This window comes from Bacillus sp. MC1252, assembly GCF_056838025.1.
Window position 1 is genome coordinate 534,582 of sequence record NZ_CM166369.1, and the last position, 20,636, is coordinate 555,217.

At 38.8% G+C, this 20,636-nt stretch carries 22 protein-coding genes, 7 tRNA genes and 1 pseudogene; 22 read left to right on the plus strand and 8 right to left on the minus strand.

The genetic code is table 11. The annotated features are described in order from the left end of the window. The first annotated feature begins 102 nt into the window (after nucleotides 1–102). The 7 genes from ACYH0L_RS02620 (at nucleotide 103) to ACYH0L_RS02650 (ending at nucleotide 780) form a co-directional block, all read left to right on the plus strand. Nucleotides 103–177 (plus strand) — tRNA-Asn (locus tag ACYH0L_RS02620). A gap of 4 nt (nucleotides 178–181) precedes the next feature. Further along, nucleotides 182–272, plus strand: a tRNA-Ser gene (locus ACYH0L_RS02625). Nucleotides 273–279: 7 nt separating this feature from the next. Continuing rightward, a tRNA-Glu gene (locus tag ACYH0L_RS02630) sits at nucleotides 280–351 on the plus strand. A gap of 25 nt (nucleotides 352–376) precedes the next feature. Next, nucleotides 377–451, plus strand: a tRNA-Gln gene (locus tag ACYH0L_RS02635). A gap of 31 nt (nucleotides 452–482) precedes the next feature. After that, a tRNA-Lys gene (locus ACYH0L_RS02640) sits at nucleotides 483–558 on the plus strand. Between the two features lie 7 nt (nucleotides 559–565). After that, nucleotides 566–648 (plus strand) — tRNA-Leu (locus tag ACYH0L_RS02645). A 48-nt stretch (nucleotides 649–696) separates the two neighbouring features. After that, nucleotides 697–780, plus strand: a tRNA-Leu gene (locus ACYH0L_RS02650). A 771-nt stretch (nucleotides 781–1,551) separates the two neighbouring features. On the opposite strand, the gene ACYH0L_RS02655 is transcribed toward ACYH0L_RS02650, so the two are convergent. Continuing rightward, nucleotides 1,552–1,683: a winged helix-turn-helix transcriptional regulator gene (locus ACYH0L_RS02655; RefSeq protein WP_371930235.1), complete on the minus strand. Its 132-nt coding sequence runs from the start codon at nucleotides 1,681–1,683 to the stop codon at nucleotides 1,552–1,554. A 564-nt stretch (nucleotides 1,684–2,247) separates the two neighbouring features. Here ACYH0L_RS02655 and ACYH0L_RS02660 point away from each other — a divergent pair. The 3 genes from ACYH0L_RS02660 to ACYH0L_RS02670 all read left to right on the plus strand — a co-directional run bounded on the left by ACYH0L_RS02660 (nucleotide 2,248) and on the right by ACYH0L_RS02670 (nucleotide 4,369). Beyond that, nucleotides 2,248–2,583, plus strand: coding sequence for a DUF3139 domain-containing protein (locus ACYH0L_RS02660; RefSeq protein WP_256499330.1), 336 nt, complete (start codon nucleotides 2,248–2,250; stop codon nucleotides 2,581–2,583). Nucleotides 2,584–2,605: 22 nt separating this feature from the next. Beyond that, nucleotides 2,606–3,166, plus strand: coding sequence for a YiiX/YebB-like N1pC/P60 family cysteine hydrolase (locus ACYH0L_RS02665; RefSeq protein ID WP_256499331.1), 561 nt, complete (start codon nucleotides 2,606–2,608; stop codon nucleotides 3,164–3,166). Between the two features lie 999 nt (nucleotides 3,167–4,165). Then, nucleotides 4,166–4,369, plus strand: coding sequence for a cold-shock protein (locus tag ACYH0L_RS02670; RefSeq protein ID WP_003214229.1), 204 nt, complete (start codon nucleotides 4,166–4,168; stop codon nucleotides 4,367–4,369). A 278-nt stretch (nucleotides 4,370–4,647) separates the two neighbouring features. On the opposite strand, the gene ACYH0L_RS02675 is transcribed toward ACYH0L_RS02670, so the two are convergent. Together ACYH0L_RS02675 and ACYH0L_RS02680 are read right to left on the minus strand one after the other, a co-directional pair. Continuing rightward, entirely contained in the window at nucleotides 4,648–5,109 is a 462-nt protein-coding gene (locus tag ACYH0L_RS02675; protein WP_099728400.1) for a CarD family transcriptional regulator, read from the minus strand. Between the two features lie 368 nt (nucleotides 5,110–5,477). After that, complete coding sequence (locus ACYH0L_RS02680; protein WP_230031330.1) at nucleotides 5,478–6,527, minus strand: NAD(P)-dependent alcohol dehydrogenase; 1,050 nt, start codon at nucleotides 6,525–6,527, stop codon at nucleotides 5,478–5,480. Between the two features lie 206 nt (nucleotides 6,528–6,733). On the opposite strand from ACYH0L_RS02680, the gene ACYH0L_RS02685 reads away from it, so the two are divergent. Then, on the plus strand, nucleotides 6,734–7,135 hold the full coding sequence (locus ACYH0L_RS02685) for a MerR family transcriptional regulator (protein ID WP_230031331.1): 402 nt from the start codon (nucleotides 6,734–6,736) through the stop codon (nucleotides 7,133–7,135). Between the two features lie 80 nt (nucleotides 7,136–7,215). Here ACYH0L_RS02685 and bglS read toward each other — a convergent pair whose 3' ends face one another. Beyond that, nucleotides 7,216–7,944: a beta-glucanase gene (gene bglS / locus ACYH0L_RS02690; RefSeq protein ID WP_230031332.1), complete on the minus strand. Its 729-nt coding sequence runs from the start codon at nucleotides 7,942–7,944 to the stop codon at nucleotides 7,216–7,218. Between the two features lie 271 nt (nucleotides 7,945–8,215). On the opposite strand from bglS, the gene ACYH0L_RS02695 reads away from it, so the two are divergent. From ACYH0L_RS02695 to ACYH0L_RS02730, 8 genes are all read left to right on the plus strand, one after another. Further along, nucleotides 8,216–8,788 carry a TetR/AcrR family transcriptional regulator gene (locus ACYH0L_RS02695; protein ID WP_099728648.1) on the plus strand — a complete coding sequence of 191 codons (573 nt, stop codon included), beginning with the start codon at nucleotides 8,216–8,218 and terminating at the stop codon, nucleotides 8,786–8,788. An 80-nt stretch (nucleotides 8,789–8,868) separates the two neighbouring features. Then, nucleotides 8,869–10,308 (plus strand): DHA2 family efflux MFS transporter permease subunit, encoded by a 1,440-nt coding sequence (locus tag ACYH0L_RS02700; RefSeq protein ID WP_099728616.1) that lies wholly within the window; start codon nucleotides 8,869–8,871, stop codon nucleotides 10,306–10,308. Nucleotides 10,309–10,503: 195 nt separating this feature from the next. Next, nucleotides 10,504–11,397 (plus strand): alpha/beta hydrolase, encoded by an 894-nt coding sequence (locus ACYH0L_RS02705; RefSeq protein WP_482354333.1) that lies wholly within the window; start codon nucleotides 10,504–10,506, stop codon nucleotides 11,395–11,397. Between the two features lie 196 nt (nucleotides 11,398–11,593). After that, a complete protein-coding gene (locus tag ACYH0L_RS02710; protein ID WP_367308386.1) occupies nucleotides 11,594–11,959 on the plus strand; it encodes an MmcQ/YjbR family DNA-binding protein in 366 nt (121 codons plus the stop codon). A gap of 104 nt (nucleotides 11,960–12,063) precedes the next feature. Beyond that, nucleotides 12,064–12,825, plus strand: a complete 762-nt coding sequence (locus tag ACYH0L_RS02715) for an SDR family NAD(P)-dependent oxidoreductase (protein WP_256499335.1) — start codon at nucleotides 12,064–12,066, stop codon at nucleotides 12,823–12,825. 105 nt (nucleotides 12,826–12,930) lie between these two features. Continuing rightward, a complete protein-coding gene (locus ACYH0L_RS02720; protein ID WP_230031338.1) occupies nucleotides 12,931–13,149 on the plus strand; it encodes a MerR family transcriptional regulator in 219 nt (72 codons plus the stop codon). Between the two features lie 70 nt (nucleotides 13,150–13,219). Next, nucleotides 13,220–13,696, plus strand: a complete 477-nt coding sequence (locus ACYH0L_RS02725; RefSeq protein ID WP_230031339.1) for a hypothetical protein — start codon at nucleotides 13,220–13,222, stop codon at nucleotides 13,694–13,696. Beyond that, on the plus strand, nucleotides 13,693–14,703 hold the full coding sequence (locus ACYH0L_RS02730) for an alpha/beta hydrolase family protein (RefSeq protein WP_230031340.1): 1,011 nt from the start codon (nucleotides 13,693–13,695) through the stop codon (nucleotides 14,701–14,703). The genes ACYH0L_RS02725 and ACYH0L_RS02730 overlap by 4 nt, the downstream gene beginning before the upstream one ends. Nucleotides 14,704–14,809: 106 nt before the next feature. Here ACYH0L_RS02730 and ACYH0L_RS02735 read toward each other — a convergent pair whose 3' ends face one another. Then, the gene (locus ACYH0L_RS02735) at nucleotides 14,810–15,166 is read right to left on the minus strand and encodes a hypothetical protein (RefSeq protein WP_230031341.1); all 357 of its coding nucleotides are present in this window, start codon (nucleotides 15,164–15,166) and stop codon (nucleotides 14,810–14,812) included. Next, nucleotides 15,151–15,375, minus strand: a pseudogene (locus ACYH0L_RS02740) (SAR2788 family putative toxin); the annotation flags it as partial. The gene ACYH0L_RS02735 and the pseudogene ACYH0L_RS02740, both read right to left, overlap by 16 nt. A 221-nt stretch (nucleotides 15,376–15,596) precedes the next feature. Between ACYH0L_RS02740 and ACYH0L_RS02745 the strand changes: the two are divergent. After that, complete coding sequence (locus ACYH0L_RS02745) at nucleotides 15,597–16,745, plus strand: type II asparaginase (protein ID WP_283775143.1); 1,149 nt, start codon at nucleotides 15,597–15,599, stop codon at nucleotides 16,743–16,745. Between the two features lie 19 nt (nucleotides 16,746–16,764). On the opposite strand, the gene ACYH0L_RS02750 is transcribed toward ACYH0L_RS02745, so the two are convergent. After that, nucleotides 16,765–17,679, minus strand: a complete 915-nt coding sequence (locus tag ACYH0L_RS02750; protein WP_099728624.1) for an alpha/beta fold hydrolase — start codon at nucleotides 17,677–17,679, stop codon at nucleotides 16,765–16,767. 57 nt (nucleotides 17,680–17,736) lie between these two features. After that, nucleotides 17,737–18,183, minus strand: coding sequence for a MarR family winged helix-turn-helix transcriptional regulator (locus ACYH0L_RS02755; protein ID WP_180275562.1), 447 nt, complete (start codon nucleotides 18,181–18,183; stop codon nucleotides 17,737–17,739). A gap of 441 nt (nucleotides 18,184–18,624) precedes the next feature. Here ACYH0L_RS02755 and ACYH0L_RS02760 point away from each other — a divergent pair, with 441 nt between their 5' ends. After that, a complete protein-coding gene (locus ACYH0L_RS02760) occupies nucleotides 18,625–19,230 on the plus strand; it encodes a TetR/AcrR family transcriptional regulator (RefSeq protein WP_099728627.1) in 606 nt (201 codons plus the stop codon). A 31-nt stretch (nucleotides 19,231–19,261) separates the two neighbouring features. Then, the gene (locus ACYH0L_RS02765) at nucleotides 19,262–20,464 is read left to right on the plus strand and encodes an MFS transporter (RefSeq protein WP_230031343.1); all 1,203 of its coding nucleotides are present in this window, start codon (nucleotides 19,262–19,264) and stop codon (nucleotides 20,462–20,464) included. Nucleotides 20,465–20,636: the final 172 nt, after the last annotated feature.

The following is a 20,636-nucleotide window of genomic DNA, read 5'->3' on the forward strand; positions in this document are numbered from 1 at the left end:
TATGTTAAATTATAAAAGCCGTCGCAAATGGGGTAGGAATGAAACGCTAAAAATTCTTGACACATTTTTCTGGCATAGATATAATGAAACATGTCTTATTATTCCGCAGTAGCTCAGTGGTAGAGCTATCGGCTGTTAACCGATCGGTCGTAGGTTCGAGTCCTACCTGCGGAGCCAAAATGGAGAAGTACTCAAGTGGCTGAAGAGGCGCCCCTGCTAAGGGTGTAGGTCGCGCAAGCGGCGCGAGGGTTCAAATCCCTCCTTCTCCGCCATTTATCTGGCCCGTTGGTCAAGCGGTTAAGACACCGCCCTTTCACGGCGGTAACACGGGTTCGAATCCCGTACGGGTCATGTTTTGTTTAATTGATTGATTCGTTGGGCTATAGCCAAGCGGTAAGGCAACGGACTTTGACTCCGTCATGCGTTGGTTCGAATCCAGCTAGCCCAGCCATTTTTTATATTTGTTTTTCTGCATAGCAGATGAGCCATTAGCTCAGTTGGTAGAGCATCTGACTTTTAATCAGAGGGTCGAAGGTTCGAGTCCTTCATGGCTCACCATTGTCACGCGGGTGTGGCGGAATTGGCAGACGCGCTAGACTTAGGATCTAGTGTCTTTATGACGTGGGGGTTCAAGTCCCTTCACCCGCATTGTTTTTTCAAACAGTGCACTTATTGATATATGAGCACTTCATACACGCGGTCGTGGCGGAATGGCAGACGCGCTAGGTTGAGGGCCTAGTGGGTGAATAACCCGTGGAGGTTCAAGTCCTCTCGGCCGCATCAATGATACCAAGGGTTGTAGACCTTTGGTGTTTTTATTTTATATAACTGCTAAATAAATCTGTCCAAAGTCTGTCCACTCACCTTAAGATTAGCAGTAAGTCATGTGAATGACTTAAATCATGGAAATGGACAGGCTCAATCTTTCCTCCTTAACTTAACAAATCTGTTTTATCTTTCTATTGAAAATATATATAGTAGGCGGTCTGTCTCTGTATTGAAACATATAAGTATCTTCTGATTGATGTATTCCTATTCGATGAGATGTAGTCTCAATTCACCAGGTAATGGGATAAGTTTTGAATTGATACTTATAAGAGTTCAGAAAGAGAGTTTCGAGAAATAGAAAAAAAGCCTAAAATACCGTGTAGCTGCTTATAGTATATTATTCGTTAAGTAAACACTATAGGGTCGCTTCCTCCTAGAAAGTGTCCAGTATGATTAATACGTTTACCCCAAACCTGAGAACACAAGGAATCAAGTAAATCGGTATAAAATCTATAATTCCCATCGCTATATCATTTTTACTCACCCCTTCATATACATCTGCTGCAATTATTTTGACATATCAATTATTCTAAAGATATCACTCCAGAGAAAGGCATTTAACGAAAACAAGAGATAAAATAGAAAGATTTAAAAATAAACAAGTTGTAAGTGCAGGATGTCTCCTGCCTAGGATTTAGTGTAGACGGTCTCTTAATAAAAAAGAATCATCCCAGCTATAGCGATCATTCCTTTTGGAAGGTTATTTACTTTCTACTTATTGTTTCACTTAGGTTTCTCCCTTAGTTTTTTGCCTAAGTCCGCCATCATATCTATTATTGGGATATATTCACGCCCTTTAGGTGTTAATGAATATTCAACATGTGGAGGGACTTTAGGAAAAATCTCTCGCTTAATTAATCCATCTGTTTCGAGTTTCTCTCAACTGTTTTGTTAGATAACCTTGTGAAAAGTCCCATAAACAAAACTATAATTTTGCTATAACGACGTTCTTTTGTTTTAAAAATCCAAAGAATAATATACTTCCATCGTCCTGAAAGCATATATAGGTAAATACCATATACTTCTCTTTGTTCTTCTATACATTCTTTGTCAAATCCATCCTTACATATTCTAGACACCTTTTTCACATTCGATAGTTACATGAGAGAGTTCAGAAATATTTGATAATGTGTTTTATTCTGGCGAAGGATAGCCTTCATTCATAACCAGTGATATGGATTTACTTAGTTGATAACCCACAGTGAGTGAACAACCCTTGGAAAATAGACGCTAAGAGAAACCCGAAAATATGCAAGAAAAAGTGCGCCTCCACCAGCAGAGAAAGGCTGAAAAATATGTTGGATATAGAAAAAATTTAATTTTGTTGTTACAATTAACAGGAAATAAAGGATTGAATACCTTTATATACCATTTTATACAAAAATCATCATGTTGTTGGAAAGGGGAATAGATTACTTAATGAACAAGAAAATAACTTTCAGTATTGTTGGATTAGTGGCGTTAATTTTAATTGGGTTTTTTTCAGTAAACTATTTCTATGATTATCAAGCCAAGAAAATCGCATCTGAAACTGAAAATTATTTAATCAATGAAGAGGATAAGAAAAAAGAAGATATCAAAGAAGTTAAAGGTATTCGATCTAAGGTTGGAGATTATGGGATTTTGGTAAGAGTCATCTATAAAAGTGAACCTAACATACATTATTTTTACATTTCGAATAACGGCAAAATAATGTTTGAAGGTAAGGAAGATTTAAGTAAAGCTAAAGATCCAGTTCTTAATAAGAATGAATAACAAATGAGGGAGGAAACAAGTTTTGTTTGCGAGAGTTTTCACTATTTTTGTTGTTGCTTTAGGATGTTTGTTTACTATTGTATTGCATTCAGCACAAGCAGTGAAATATAGCAATGGTCAGACTGCTAAAGCTGGGGATGTGTTGATCTCGAAAAAGTCATTGGACAATTACTTTGTTGGACACGCTGCAATAGTTGGGGGCGATGGTGCTACTGCAGTGGAAGTATATAAAGGAAGAACCACTGTAAAAAGCTCTAAGCTTAGTAATTGGTTTAAAAAGCAAGACAGAGGATATAACGTAATGCGTTACAAGGATTCTAGCGTAGCAAAAGGTGCTGGAAATTGGGCGAGTTATAATGTAGGAGCAAAGTATAACTATAAGATTGTGTCTTCTTCTGCTTTAAGAGATTGGAAAGATCTTTATTGCTCCAAATTTGTATATCAAGCGTTCTATTTTAGTGGAGGGGTTAAGCTAAAAATAATAGGTGATCAAGCTGTGATGTGGGAATATCCCCCTACTTCAAGTTGGGTCATCAATCCGAACTTTATGATTGTCATGGAGAACTTTACTCGGATTAAATGAGGTTGTATAATCCGGTGCTAGTCTTACATTAATTTAGTCTATATAGTCGGAAAAATAAATAGAAAAAAACTAAAGTTGTAGTGGGATTCATCATCTGAAAAGAACTAAATATTTCAGAACTTGCATAAAACTCCTTTTAAGCTTATTCCAGTCAAATAAACGGTATTATAGATATAGAACTATTTATAAATAAAATTTACCCTGGCAAATGAATATTAAAAATGTAGTAAGTGAGATAAAACGCCCGACTGGACAGCTTTATTTCTCTTCTTATTCATAATATGTGTCATACACTTCTTGATATTGACACTTTAATTTGTCTATTAGATTTTGGTCACGGGAGATCATATCAAGCACATCATAATCAACATAGACAAGATAGCTTCATTATAAAACAAGATATACGCTGAAATTACTCTTTTTACAACACTTTTGATATATTGATACACCTTCTCAAAACGAACATGTTGGATAGATGCAAATATGACATTTGCGTCTATCTCTTCATGATAAACGATGGCTTCATACCACTTCTTGATCTTGATATACTTCCCTATATTAGTTTTTTCTCGATATCTGTGGTCATTTATCATATAACCCGAAATAAACGTAATATCAATTGCCTCTGATTGGTTTAGTGTTTTGTTTAATGTCTCTTTTAGTAAACGTAATTCCCCATTTTCAAAGAGTTCAACTCCGAATCGAATTCTCAATTCTGGAGATACTTGAAAAAATGGGATGACAGTATTTTTGTGAAATTTATATGGAACTTGTTTATTCCTTTCATGATTGAACCTCCTATCTATATTTGTGTAACCATATCATGTGCGGTGCTCTTTTAAATCCTAAATTGCAATTATTTCCGAATCATGTTACAATAAGAATAATTATTTTTGTTCGGCGTAAAGGATAGCATGAAGAAAGACTTTTCGTCTTGAGGATACTTTGGGCAAGGATAGTATAATACATTGTGTGATAACGCACTAGGAGGCAACAAACATGGAACAAGGTACAGTAAAATGGTTTAACGCAGAAAAAGGTTTTGGATTTATCGAACGTGAAGAAGGAGACGATGTATTTGTACACTTCTCTGCTATCCAAGGTGACGGATTCAAATCTTTAGACGAAGGTCAAAAAGTAACATTTGACGTTGAGCAAGGTTCTCGTGGAGCTCAAGCTGCTAACGTTCAAAAAACTGCTTAATCTTCATTTAATAAAAACAGGTTCTCTATAGAGGGCCTGTTTTTTTATGCTTTCTCTTATTTCTTCAATAAAAAACCCTACTCAGCGTGCCGAGTAGGGAGATGTTACAAGGTAATCGTAAAAAATTCATGCTTCAAAGGTTTATCAACAGTATAGCATAATAGATTGACAAAATGCGGAATTTGCCTAAATAATTTCTTTTTCTTTACTGAGTTCAAAGAGAGGGAATTTGTTCGTATAGAAAATGTATTTGAAAATGGGGAAGAAGGTAGAGAATCTTAACAGAAACTGTTTATTTGTTTTTCAGTAATTCCTTTGATAACTTCAAGTTCACTAAGCAAATACTCATAAGCATTGTCAAGCATTTTCTTTTCGCTTGCATTCAGTGCTTTTTCTTTCTTCATTCGCATGAGGTCACGTACAACTTCAACGCCTTCTTGTATGTCGCCCGTTTTTATTTTGTTCGTGTTGATTTTATATCTTTCTTTCCACGGCAATAATTTATCTGATTTTCCATTCTGAAAAATGTGTATAATGTTCTTTAATGCAAGTACATCTGTAACTGGTCTTATACTTGACCCCGACATTTTCCTCGTTGGAATCATCACTTTCATATGGCTAATTGACATTTTAATGACATAATACTGTTGTTTTTCATCAGAGAATTCCTTTTCTTCTATGGCTTCAATTATACCTGCTCCATGCATTGGATACACAATGTTATCACCAATTTGAAACATATCATCCACCTCCATATTAAGTACCTACTTTAAGGATACCACAAATCGATGTAAAATAATCAAATTTATAATAATAACATGATTATTTATTTGATGTCAATATTTTTGAGTCGAATTTTGAGAAAATCATTTATTTATTCCACCACTACTCATATATGGTTTTTTAACGTGATCAGTAAACTGGCACAGCCTAAAGCAATCACTACTTTTTTGTATCTCGTATGAAAGGAAATCCTAACATCACGAAAACGGCGATAATCAATAAACAATTTAAACAGGATATCCACATCTTCATGAGGACATCGTGATAAATGGTTGAAAGCTCAAAAGACTAGCCAAAGAGGCTAGCCTTTCAAAATAAAATCCGATCATAAGGTTGAAATATCAATGACAAAGCGGTAACGGACATCACTTTTGAGTACGCGTTCGTAGGCTTCATCGACTTGATTTGCGTTGATCACTTCAATTTGTGGCGCAATGTTGTGAGCAGCTGCGAAATCAAGCATTTCTTGAGTCTCCTGAATGCCGCCAACGAGTGATCCGGCCATGCTGCGGCGACCGGTGATTAATGAAAAGACGTGGAATTGATCTGGCTCAGGTGGTGCACCAACGTTCACCAAGGTTCCGTCCACACGAAGTAAGGACAAATAGGCGTCCACGTTGATATTGGCAGAGACCGTATTTAGAATGAGATCATATTGACCGGATAGTGTTTTAAATGTATCAGGATCACTTGTGGCAAAATAGTCCTTTGCGCCAAATGACAGTGCCTCTTCTTTTTTATTCAAAGAGCGGCTCAACACAGTGACCTCAGCGCCAAGTGCGCGTGCGAATTGAATTCCCACATGGCCTAGTCCGCCCATCCCGACAATGGCGACCTTTTTGCCAGGCCCTACATTCCAGTGCTTTAATGGCGAATACGTTGTGATTCCAGCACAGAGAAGAGGACTTGCCACATCAAGGGATAGTTGGTCAGGAATGCTGACGACAAATCGTTCTGTCACGACAATCTTTTGACTGTAGCCGCCATAAGTCGGTTCTCCATCATAATCAAGGTTATTATAGGTTTGAACGACTCCTTTCATGCAATATTGTTCATCTCCATTTTGGCAATATTCACATGTGCCGCAGGAATCTACAAAACAACCGACTCCTACACGATCTCCAATTTTAAACCTCGTGACAGCATCACCTACAGCTGCAACGACCCCAGTGATCTCATGCCCTGGAACCATTGGAAAAATGCCGCCTCCCCATTCGTCGAATGCACTGTGGATATCAGAATGACATATCCCGCTAAATTGAATATCAATTAAAATATCATGTGGACGAAGGGCTCTTCGTTCAATGGTTGTCCGTTCAAAGTTCGCTTTTGCATGTGAAACACTTAAAACGTGTGATTGGTGCGTCTGACACATTCTTGATCATCCTTTCAAAAGTGAAATTCGTTTCTTCCCCTATACTGTACGTCTTAAAGTGAACTCTAAGTCAAGATGGAATTCACCGGTGTAACGAATTCATCCTTAATATTAATTGAGCCAAAAGCATCTTGTTTTCTCTATCAAAATGGAGATGATGAGGAAAGGGAGAGTTGATAAGGTGAAAGAAGAGAAGGGTGAAAACAATGAAAATAGCACAAGCCGCAAAACAGCTGGAATTATCCACTGCGACGCTCAGGTACTATGAGAACATTGGTTTAATAAGACCAATCAGACGTGATGAGAACGGTATTCGTGATTATACGGAGGAGGATATTCAATGGATTGAATTTATTAAATGTATGAGAAGTGCAGGTCTTTCAATCGATGCGCTCAGAGAATATACGGCTTTATTTATTGAGGGAGATGATCATACATTGTCTTTACGGAAAAGCATTTTGGTTAATGAACGAGAAAGACTCTTAGAAAAACATAAGGAAATGGAAGAGACGATTAAACGATTAGATTTCAAAATAGAAAGTTATGAAGATATTATCCACAGTTATGAAAAAAAGCTGGTTCATCAACTCAAAACCAGTTCTATTTAAATGCATAGCCATCTTTATTCCAGTCACGCCTGCAAAGAGATGAAAAAAACCTGTGACATGTCACAGGTTTTATGATGAGGTTATTTTTTTGTGTAACGCACCCAGTTATAATGTGCGTGGAGCGGTGTAACGCCATTGTAGGAGCCGAGCCATTCATCGACACCTGCACCATTCCACAGGTTCATCATAATTTTTCCTGGTGTTTGAGGAATTTGAGTGGTGGCGGTATGTTTTAATTGTCCATCGACATACCATTTAATTGAGTTTGGCTGCCAGTCGAATGCATAGGTGTGATAAGCATTTGCTGCATCAAAACCAAGGTTGACGATTTTTTCATGATTTCCTACACCATTGGTATAGTAGTTGAATTGTACCTTTGTGGTATCTTTTCCTAGAAATTCGATGTCAATCTCATCCCAAGGCGTACCATCAGTTGGACCCGTATAAGTAAAGAACGAAGAAACGATCCCTACATTTTTTGCTGGTTTCATGCTGACTTCATAAAGCCCATAGCCGTATGTTTGAACGGAGCGGTTTTCCCCGCAGTCAAACTTGTTATAGGAAGGACTTGTGAGCGATAAACGCATTTCACCTAATGACGTCATGGAGACATTATTGGCACGCCATGTACAGTTAAACATGTTTCCATTCGAGTACCCATCGGCTTTTTGCCATAACCCTGTATTATAGTTGTTAAAAGGTTCATAAAACGATCCACCGGTTTGTGCTGAGGCAGCAGTAAATGTGGACAAACTCATAAATAATCCAGTGACAAGAAGCAGCAACATTCGTTTCACACGGTAAGGCATGTAGACATTCCCCTCTCCTTTTTTTGAAAGCGTTTTCTTTATTGATAATACATGATTCTCTCAAAATGGAAAATCGGTCTAAATAATGATAAACAGCAATTTTCATTTAATAGAATAGAGAGAAGGATCATGAGTAAAAAATAATGATTGACAAAGCGGACAGTTGTCCGTAAGATAATATCGTGACAATTGTCCTAACAACCTAAAGAGTCTTAATTTGAAACATATAGAGATGTGTGCAATGTGGATGAAGGTAAAGAAGGTGAGCATCATGGAAAAGGATATTGGGAAGGAAATTGAAGAGGTCGCTTTCTCCTTGTTTCAAGAGTTTGGCGTAGAAAATGTCAGCATGCATAAAATTGCGAAAACCGCTGGTGTTGGGCAAGGGACACTTTACCGCCGCTATGCAAATAAAAGTGATTTGTGTCTTTCTATACTTGGAGAGAAGTTTGAACGACTGATCCCTGCTTTGCATCTTTACTTGAGCAAAATAAGTGATCAACCTGTTCGAGATCGTTTACGTTATGTTCTCGAGGAGATCCATCTCATAGTCGGGCACCATTTAGACTGGATTCGGATGCTCACGATTTCTGGAAATTTAGAGCAGACAAGTAAAGTATATGATTGTCATTACAGTCAATCGCTTAAACAAATCATTCGTGATTTGCTGAAGGAAGCGAAAGAAAAAGGAGAAGCGAACATACAGGATATTGAGCTGACGACATTATGTATGTCCTCTCCAATGACGCCTGAACTCATGTTTTATATTCATGAATCTGGCTATTCAATCGAAGAAATTGCTCAATTCGCTGCAGAAAGACAAGTTTTATCCGTCTTTCAATAGACATTGAAGTGGCTCATTTCTGACCAGCCTGACTTCCTATGGTTCATCTAAACTGAAAAAAGAAAAGGAGCCAACTTAATATGAACAAACAGCAAGCAGCAGCTTCTGATATTAGAACGCTGCCCATTATTATCTCATTTATTACAGCTGGATTTATTGGTCTGTTCAGTGAAACGGCACTAAACATGGCACTGAGAAGTTTAACGTTAGACTTTGGAATTGAAGCGACGACCGCTCAGTGGCTGACAACAGGATATTTATTAACACTGGGTATTCTCGTACCGATTTCAGGACTAATTCTTCAATGGTTTACAACAAGACAGCTTTTCATTACTTCGTTGATATTTTCAATCATCGGAACATTTATTGCTGCGGTTGCGCCAGTCTTTAGTATTTTAATGGTTGCACGTGTCGTGCAGGCAGTTGGAACCGCATTGCTTCTTCCATTGATGTTTAATACGATATTGGTGATCATTCCGCCTCATAAACGAGGCAGATCCATGGGGATTATTGGCCTTGTGATCATGTTTGCACCAGCAGTCGGTCCAACGGTCTCCGGTCTTATTCTTAAATCGTTGACATGGCATTGGATTTTTTGGATTTCGCTTCCATTATTAATAGCTGCACTGGTATTTGGTTATATCTTTATGCAAAATATTACGGAACCAACTAGACCGAAAATCGACATTCTATCGATTGTGCTTTCAACTATTGGTTTCGGTGGAATTGTGTATGGCTTTAGTAGTGCCGGTGAAGGCGGCGGCTGGAGCAGCATGCATGTCATCGTGGCGATTGTTGTAGGTGTGATTAGTATTCTTGTGTTCTCCCTCAGACAGCTGAATATGAAAGAGCCGATGCTGAATTTAAGCCCATTTAAATATCCGATGTTTGTCATTGGGTTACTTCTGATCTTAGTGTGTATGATGGTGATGCTTTCTGCTATGATGATTTTGCCATTATATCTGCAAACATCCTTGGCCCTTTCAACATTTACAGCTGGTTTAATGCTGTTACCAGGTGGAATTATCAACGGACTCCTATCTCCAATCATGGGTGGTCTATTTGATAAGTTTGGACCGAAATGGCTTGTGATCCCAGGTCTTGTCATTGTCGCAGCGACGATGTTTGGCTTCACGAATTTAAGTGTGAATACATCGATTGGATATATTGTGACCCTTCATATTACGTTAATGGTAGGAATCGCTATGATCATGATGCCTGCACAAACAAACGGATTAAATCAGCTTCCACCAGAGCTTTACCCGCATGGCACAGCGATTATGAATACATTGCAGCAGGTGTCAGGAGCAATTGGTACTGCGGTCGGTATCTCTATCCTTTCATCAGGTGCCCGCAGCTTTATGAAAAATGTCGCTGATCCCGCAAATCCGGTGAATCAGCTGCTAGCCTTTACAAATGGCGTACAGCATGCATTTATCTTTGCTGTCATCATGACCGTCGTTGGCTTGGTCATCGCTTTCTTCATTAAACGAGTAAAGGTAGAACAGCAAGTATCTTAATGACATATGAAAAGCACTGAGGGCTTAGCGCCACAGTGCTTTTTTTAATTGGTGTATACTTGTTTCAAAGAGGATGAAAGTGGGGAGATAGATAAAAAGTGAACTGAATCAAATTTGTCTCTGATCAAGTGGAAGGTAAAAAAGAAAAGGTAACGAATGAATAGGAAGAAATGAATAAGATAGGAGACTGAGATCATGAACTTAGAAGAACAAATTAAAATCGCTGCGTCTTTACGTCAACCAACTGAAGGTTCATTACCGAGTCAATCGGAGCTGAAACCAGTCCATCCTCCTGAAGTGAACAAAATGGAATATGACATCCCAACATGTGCTGGCGAAACAAAGGTGTGGGTATTCAAACCTGTGAACGCAACGAAACAGCCGCTTCCTGTTTTTGTGAACTTACATGGCGGCGGATTTATTCTAGGCAGTGCTGAAATGGATAACCACTGGTGTCCTGTCATAGCAGACCGAGCACAATGTATCGTCGTCAATGTTGAGTATCAGCTTGCACCCGAAAATCCTTTCCCAGCCGCTCTTCATGAATGCTATGATGTGGTGAAATGGCTGTATGAACATCCTGATGAGCTTCAAATAGATCCCAATACATTAGCCATTGGCGGACATAGTGCAGGAGGAAACCTGGCAACAGCTGTTTGTCTGCTGAATATCCAAAAAGGGAACAAACTCCCGATTGTCTATCAAGTGCTTGATTATCCGCCGCTTGATTTAGCCACTGATCCAGAGCAAAAGCCAGCATTTGAAGAAGCGATTCCAGCTGAAATGGCGAAGCTCTTTAATACATTCTATGTACAAGAAGAAGATGCGCGCAATCCGCTCATTTCTCCTGTCTTTGCAGATAGATCATCCTTAGCACAAATGCCGCCGGCTCTTGTCATCACAGCTGAGAAGGATTCGTTAGCTGAAGAAGCCAAACAATATGCTGACAAGTTAAAAGAAGCGGGGGTAGTGGTCACGTATCAGCAATTTAAAGGAGTTCCTCACGCCTTCACACATGCAGGGGATTTAGAAATTGCTGAACAGGCTTGGCATCTGATGAGTGATCAATTAAAGAAGGCGTTTGAATAAGAAATGAAGGTTGTAGCCTTTCTTTTCTGATATAGGACAAAGCACAGGCCCGCTTCCTCCTGTGCTTTTGTTGTTTCAATCGATCTTTTGCTGAAATCCTGAGAAAGAGATGTGGATGTAAAAAGGATCAGAAATCTATCCTCGTTTTCTATATAATATAAAGAAATGGCGATGTCTTAAAAAAGGAGCTAATTCAATGGAAAAAGAGAAACTACAGGTATTTTGTCTTTCTTTAAGTGGTGCAACCCATGATTATCAGCCGGAGTGGCAGGCAGATCGTTATCATATTGGTGGAAAGATGTTTGCTATGATGGGCGGAGATGCGAATCGAAAACCTGTCATCACTTTAAAATGTGACCCTCAACGTGCTGAAGAACTAAGAGAGGCGCATGAGGGGATTATTCCGGGCTATTATATGAATAAGACTCATTGGAATTCGATTTACCTTGATGCGGACATTCCATCTTCATTTGTAGAGGAGTTAATCGAACATTCCTACCAATTGGTTTTTCACAAATTAACAAAAAAATCTCAACATGACATCCTCCAACATGATGAATGAAGTGAGACAAGTTAATAAACCCTGTGATTCTCTTCAAAATTGACTAGAGCGAAGTGCTGTCGTTATAATTTAACCAGTTAGAAGACGTTAATAGGGGGATATAAATGAGCTATACAGTCATTACAGGAGCAAGTTCAGGTATTGGGTATGAGGCGGCGCTAGCCTTTGCAGCACGAGGCAAAAACCTTATTTTAGCTGCACGCCGGCTCGAGAAACTCCAAGAACTGAAGAAAGAGATTCTTGATCAATATCCCGATATCAAAGTAAACATACAGTCTGTCGATTTAATCGACATGGAGCAAGTGTATTCATTTTATGAATCATTGGCTGAATATGAGCTTGACACATTCATTAATAATGCAGGGTTCGGCCATTTTGGTTCAATAGGAGAACAGGATGTAAGAAAAATTGGAGATATGCTTCATCTGAATATCGAAGCCTTAACGATTTTATCCACTTTATTTGTTCGTGATTATGAGCAAGTAGAAGGGGCGCAGCTGATCAACATTTCTTCAAGAGCGGGCTATACAGTCGTCAGCAATGCCGTCACCTATTCGGCCACAAAGTTTTACGTGAGCGCCTTTACAGAAGGACTGGCACTAGAGTTGAAAGAAAAAGGGGCTAAGTTACAGGCGAAAATATTAGCACCTTCCGCGACGGAATCAGAATTTGCAAAGCGTTCATTAGATGTAGACCAATTTGAATATGAAGGCAATATCAAGAAATATCATACATCAAAAGAAATGGCAGCTTGTCTGCTCGAGCTTTATGATCATGAAAAAACAGTCGGTATTGTTGACGGCAAGACATTTGATTTTGAATTCAAAGATCCGATTTTTTCACATGCTGGTCCAAGTATGAAATAGAAATTACACATCACTGAGGGCAGATTTCCTCGGTGATTTTTTTATGGCATGATTGACTGTGTGGTAACCACATGGTTTAGAATGTGTACACAAGGAGGGAATCTGGTGACGTATGTAACAAGTGGAGAAGTATGTAAGCTATTAAACATCACAAAGTATACGCTTCGTCATTATATAGAACAGGATCTCGTACGCCCTGCGAAGGTCGCTCAAAATGGATACCAATTATTTAATGAAAAAGAGATTTACACCCTTTATCAAATCCTCTTCTTAAAAAAGGGCGGGCTTCTCTTTAAAAGATATAAGCGAGACCTTTTCGAATGAACAAAGTATCACTCTGTTCTACCAAAAAATGCTGGGTCAGGTCGAGAAGCAAATACAGGAACTAAGCGAAGTGAAACAGCGTCTGGAGCATATGCTGTCGATTCAAAACAGCCTTCACCTTAATAAAACAACCATCCAAGATCGGCCAATTCGGTATTTAAAACAGATCCCGCATCATCTTCTAAAGGGTGAAACAGAGCTGGACTTTAAACAAATCGTTCATCAAAAGGAGCTGGATCTGTCTCTTTTTGAGGAGAGATATTATGTGATCAATCTGCAAGATGACACAACAATTTCTTATTATGTATCAAATGAACATGATTATGATGTGAGACTGGATGCAGGTTCATACGCGGTCAAAAGCTTTTTAGCCGGAGATGAAGAGAAGGTCATAGAAGAAATTGAGGCTTTTCTACATGAAGTACCTTTTACACAAGAGAGTGCACAACCTTCGTCTATCATCTTATATGAGAATGTACCAGTCTCTGTCACGTACCAAAATTCAATGGTGTACACAGTTGAACAGGGAGCGGGGAATAGAAGATGAAAAAAAGGATTTGGCTGATCATCGCTACAGCGGCATTCATTTTTATTGCAGCATTTGTATTTTATGAAAACAGCTTTGCTATGAATGAAAAGGAAGTCGTCATGGAGACAGAAAATGGGGCATTATCAGGTATCGTGACCACGCCTAAGAAAGCGCCAATCAAAGGAGTTGTGCTTTTTGTACACGGGGATGGTCCACAAAATGCCACATATGACGGAGGATACAGACCCTTAATGGAACGCTTTGCAAAGCAAGGCTATGCGTCTATCTCCTGGAATAAGCCCGGGGTGGGTCAATCAGAAGGAAACTGGCTCCATCAATCCATGGAGGATCGTGCAAAAGAAGTAGACAATGTGATCAAATGGGCGAAAAAAGAGCCTGATCTTCAATCAAAACAAATCATCTTATGGGGAGCAAGCCAAGCGGGCTGGGTGATCCCAAAAGTAATGGCAGATCGAACAGATATCACAGCCTCCGTCCTTGTCGGACCTGCTGTCAATTGGATGAGACAGGGAAGGTACTATACACTTCAAACATTAAAAGAAGCGGATGCATCTAAAGAACAAATTCAAAAAACACTCAAAAAAGAAGATGAGCAAAACAAATTATTAGTAGAAGGTGCAGCATTTCGCACATATCAAAAGAAAACGGACGTTCAAGAGATGACAAAAGATCGATTTGAATTCATTCAAAAGAACATGAAAGCCGATGCCACATCAGATATCAAGCGCATCCAAACACCGACCTATTTGGTTTTGGCGCAGAATGATCGAAATGTAGATTCTGCTGAAACAAAAAGGATCTACGAAAAAGAAGTAGCACCTAAATGGTTGCATGTTCAAACAATTAGAGGCGTAGAGCATTCAATGCTGAATCCGCTCATTCATCATTCAAATACCCTGATCACATTAGCAGCGATCGCCGCACCGAAAGACTTCCTGCTTAGCCAAGCGTACTTGGATCACTGTGAAAACATACTAGAGCAGCTAAAAAAACCTTTGCATTAGGCGTTTTTTTCATGCTTTTTGTTAGAAGTGAAAGAGTACATTTGAAATTTAAAACCACTCAGGATAAAACCTGAATGGTTTTTAATGTTATGCAAATTAAAAAATTTTAAATGTCGTTAAAATCTAAGCCTAAATTCTTTTTCATTTGAAGCACTAAATAATCTCTTTTTAAAAATTTACCGTTTCGAACCTCCGGAGAAAAGATTTTAGGATTGAATAATTCTATCCCGTTTTCAATCCACTGTTTTCTCCAAATGTCATGAGATTTTTCAACAATTTCTTTATCTGTTAACCCTTCATGGTCAAATTCATCACAATCAAAATCATCCACACCAAATTCAAAACCACAACATGGACAAATTTCGTTACTACCTGCGAAATCCGAATAGTATGGTCTTTCCTCTAATTCATTATAGCCACAAATTAAACAAATGTTTTTATTCATTTCTACTGATCCTTCCAATAGTTAATTCCTCTTTTAGGTTTGAAAAAAGTGATAATGACATCTTTCCCTTTTTGTTTTTCAACAGATAAAAATTCATTGGTTTTTTTATTATATTTATAATAACGGTGTTTACCATTAAATTTTTTCTTGCTTTTCTTTTCTAAAACATTTTTGCTTTTAGCTTTTCCTAATAGTGTACGTGCTTTATTTAGATACTCAGATTTGCTATATCTAAATAAGGATATTAAGGTAAATTTAATGTTATATAGTATATTTTTTATAACTTAACTTCTATTATAAAGTATTTCATCGGAAATATAGAGTTTTTTCCATCAATTGGTTCTATAACTTTTGCCTCATGCTGATGAATGAAGGAATGTTATAAAGTAAATCCTATAGACAGAGATATAGTCTTTCATCCATCACATTTAAGAAAAGAGATGATCCAATGAACGTCACAAAATGGTTAGGTGCTGTCCTTCTTTCCCTTTCATTACTAATGACAGCAGCTTGTGCAAACTCGAACACTCAAGAGAATAATCAAAGCAAACAAGAAAGCACAACCAATGAAACAAAGGACAAAACGACGGCTGTTGAGACAGGGAACAAGTCGTTATCTAATATTAAGGTACTGGCGACAGGTGGGACCATTGCAGGTGCTTCAGATAGTGATACAGATACAACAGGATATAAATCCGGTTCACTTGGCATCGATAAAGTGATTGCCTCCGTTCCTCAGCTGAAGGATATTGCAAACGTCACGGGTGAGCAGGTAGCGAATGTTGGCAGTGAAAATGTCAATAACGCTCTGCTTTTAAAATTAGCCAAAAGAGTCAATCAACTCTTAAATGATGATCAAGTAGACGGCATAGTGGTTACACATGGAACAGATACACTTGAAGAGACTGCTTATTTTTTACATTTGGTTGTGAAAAGTGATAAGCCCGTTGTGGTTGTCGGCTCAATGAGGCCAGCATCAGCAATTAGTGCAGATGGGCCGCTTAACTTGTATCATGCTGTCAAAGTTGCATCCACAAAAGAAGCAAAGGGCAAAGGTGTGATGGTCACATTAAATGACCGAATTGCATCGGCTCGATTTATTACAAAGACGAACACCACCACTACAGATTCCTTCAAGTCACTTGAGCAAGGCTACATTGGAGAAATTGCTGGTGAAGTGGTCTCTTTTTATAACGAATCGACAAGAAAACATACGACTGAAAGCGAATTTGATGTATCAAAAATAAAAGAATTGCCACAAGTTGATATCTTATATGGCTATCAAAATGATCAAAAATATGTGTATGATGCAGCAGTAAAAGCAGGGGCGAAAGGCATTGTTGTGGCCGCACCCGGAAATGGCACGATGTCCACTGAAGCGATTAAAGGGGCAACAGATGCTGTGAAAAAAGACGTGGTCATCGTGAGATCAAGCCGCGCAGGAAATGGAATTGTTACACATGAAAAGATGGATGATGAACATCACTTTGTCTCATCTGATTCATTAAATCCATCAAAAGCGAGAATTCTACTTATGCTGGCACTGACGGAAACAAAAAATCCAGATAAAGTGCAAACCTATTATGACCAGTATTAATCAGAAAAAGACCCGAATTTTATAGGGTCTTGTTTGATGCGTGTTCCTGATGATGATGTTCAGCACGCGTTTTTAAAGAGAGTAAAATATCTCGCCAAATATCGTCTACATCAGTGAGAAAATGTCCCGCTTGATCTATATAATATGTTTTGGCGTTTGGAATGGTTGGAGCAATTTTTTCTATTTCTTCAAATGGAGCCATCGTATCTTCTTTTCCATGCCATACATCAACAGGGATTTGTATATCTTTCATATTGAACGCCCACGGACGCGAGAGTAAATCTGGTTCATGAATACATTCATCAACCGATTGACGAGTGGCTTCGTGTAAATGCATCATCATCAGCTCGAGCTGCTCATCGGTTTGAAGGAATTGACGATCCCAAGGATGTAAATGTTTGTTCCCATTCTTGGTGAGCTTCTTAAATTTCTCTGGTTTGTTCTCAATCAGTTTTTTCTGTGCACGATAGCTTGCTTTTAAGAGCCAAGGGAATCTTTTACTAAGGAAAAAGGCTAATTTGTTCTCTTTCAGCATACTTTTAGGCGGTCTTCCGTCCTGAAAAGGAGTTGTACTTGAGATCAGAGCGGCTGAAAGGATACGATTGGGCAATTGATAGGCACAACCAGCAGCGAATGCGCCCCCTCCAGATACACCCATGACTGAAAAATGGTGTATGTCTAGATGGTCTGCCACTTCCAGCACGTCTTTTGCCCAGTCTAAAATTGTACGGTCAGGTTGAGGGGTAGATAAGCCAAATCCAGGTCTGTCTATACAGATGAGACGTACACCAAGCTCTTTGGAGATTGGGTCATCATCTAAAAACATGACTCTTGATCCAGGTGTTCCGTGAAAAAAGAATACTGGAAATCCTTCAAGATCACCGTATTCAATCAAACCCATTCTGCGTCCATCTTTCAAATGAATAACGTCCATATACTTTCATCCCCTTAATAGTTAATCTTACTTAAATATTGGTGGGAAAACACCGTGTTAAGGCGCTTCTTTTGCAATCTTATAGATTTTTTCGTATAGAGATAATAATGTTTTTAAATCTTCTTTTGGAAGCTTCGCATAGTATTTTTGAATAAGGTGCAATTGTATTTCTTCCGTATTCTTGTGATAATCAAGGCCCTTTTGAGCAAAATCAACAATGATTTCTCTTCGGTTATGTGGATTAATTTCTCGTTTGACATAGCCAAGCTGTTCAAGCTTTGATACGAGCTGGCTAGCTGCACTAGCAGAGATCGAAAAGTAATCAGCTAATTCATTGATTGTTCTCGTTTTTGTCCGTAATAATTCAAGTGTCAGCTCTTGTTTGCTTGTTAAATCTGCATATTCATTTTTTAAGAATCGTTTATACTCTTCTACGTAAATAGAGCCTAGTGCATTCGAGTACTCAATGATTTTTTTACTGTAATGAATGATCTCTTCATCCAATGACGTCACCTCTCCTCTCTTATATTATATACAATCCTTATATTTAAGTGAAATTAAATATTAAGTAAAATTAAATGAATAGTCACTTACGATAATTCACTTGAAAAGGAAATCATCGGTACAACCACTTTTTCAACAATAATGGGCAAAGAATACTTCCCATGACCCCCGCACATTCATAAAATGCGGTTAGTTTGAATTTGAACAGATAGTAGGCCAAGGTAGCAATGAACAGGTCATAAATGAAAAACAAGGATAAGTCTTTTTTAGTGATGGCACAAATGACCGTTTTGTTTGTTTTCACATGAACCACTCCTCATGAAGTCGATGACTTTTTCATTGTATTATGAACAATATCCATTTATAATAAAAAAATAAACCAACTGGTCGGTTTTATTTTGTCCGCATGAAGAAATGCAGAGTAGAAGGGATTGTTAATAGATGACAAGTGCACAAAGCGGGGCTGGAAAGAGTGAGAAGACGAAGCAAAAAATTGTCACCGCTTCACGTGATTTATTTGCGAAAAAAGGATATTCAGAAACATCCGTGCGAGATATTTTAGAGGCTGCTGAGATTAGTAAAGGCAATCTCTATCATCATTTTAAAGGAAAAGAGTTTTTGTTCCTTCATATCATGGAAGAGGATCATCGCTTGATGATGGAGACGTGGCATGAGGAGAAACAAACGCTGCATCGAGCCATAGATAAGCTCACAGGATTTGCAGAGCTGCTGAGTCAAATGGGGATTAACTATCCTTTAATGAGAGCAAGCGAGGAATTTTGTGCAAGTGCATTTACATCAGATGAAGTCATGGAACGGCTGAATAAAATTGATGTGGACTTTGATGATGTGATGAGAGATATCTTGCTTGAAGGAAACGAAGATGGCAGCTGGTCGATCCAGCATGTCGAGTCAAAAGTCAAAATATTACTTTCCGTTTTTTACGGATTAGATGTGTTATATAAGAATGACACGATGAAGCAGAAAAAAGAGTTACAAAAAGAGGCGATCTCATTGTTTATTCACGGAATCAACCATCATGAGTAACAAGTGAGTCAGTAAAGGAGAAACAAACATCATGCAAAAACCGATTCGTGAGCAAAAAGCTGTACTCATTATTTTATTAAGTAATATATTTATTGCGTTTTTAGGCATCGGCCTCATTATTCCTGTCATGCCGCTATTTATGAATGTGATGCACCTAACAGGCAGTACGATGGGATACCTTGTGGCTGCGTTTGCTGTTGCTCAGCTCATTGCATCACCTATTGCAGGAAGATGGGTAGACCGCTACGGTAGAAAGATTATGATTGTGTCAGGGCTGTTTCTATTCGCTTTATCAGAACTCGTCTTTGGCTTAGGGACACATGTGTATGTTCTTTACTTTGCGAGGGTTCTAGGCGGCATTAGTGCGGCGTTTATCATGCCGGCTGTCACCGCCTATGTCGCAGATATCACGACCGTTCAAGAAAGATCAAAGGCGATGGGATATGTATCTGCGGCCATTAGTACCGGCTTCATCATTGGACCGGGAATTGGCGGGTTTATTGCAGAATACGGCGTTCGTCTGCCATTTTTCTTTGCAGCAGGTATTGCGTTTATTGCCGTCATTTCGTCTATGTTGATGCTGAAGGAGCCATTAACAAAAGAAGAGCGAGCGAAGCAAATGGAACAAGTAACGGAATCTACCTTCTTTAAAGATTTGAAAAAATCCATTCACCCAAGCTATCTCATCGCCTTCATCATTGTGTTTGTGCTGGCGTTTGGACTATCCGCATACGAAACGGTCTTTAGCTTGTTTACAAATCATAAGTTTGGTTTTGGACCGAAAGATATTGCGATTATCATTACCGTCAGCTCGATTGTTGCGGTCATCATCCAAGTGCTTGTCTTCGGTAAATTGGTGAATGCTCTTGGGGAAAAAAGAGTCATCCAGTTATGCTTAATCGTCGGGGCGATCTTAGCTTTCGTGTCGACTGTCGTTTCAGGGTTTATGGTCGTACTAATCGTCACGTGTGTCATTTTCCTTGCGTTTGATTTATTACGGCCAGCATTAACGACATTCTTATCTAAAATCGCTGGCAATCAGCAAGGGTTTGTCGCAGGGATGAACTCCACTTACACAAGCCTTGGCACGATTTTCGGACCAGCGCTTGGCGGCATTCTATTCGATCAAAATATTCATTTCCCATTTTTATTCGCAGGTGTTGTCTTATTTCTTGGATTAGGCTTAACCCTTATTTGGAAGGGGAACGCAGCGGAAGAGGCAGCCGCAGAATAACGAAATGAAGCAGAAAGACACAAGAGACCTTTCAATTAAGGTCTCTTCAGCGTGTAGACAAACCCTCGCATTCGTTGTCAGTCCTGCGTGCCGGTGCTCACGAATGTCAAATTCGCTCCAGTACTCGTCCTTCCTAGACTGCAAAGGTTTTCATCACGCTGAAAAGAAGACA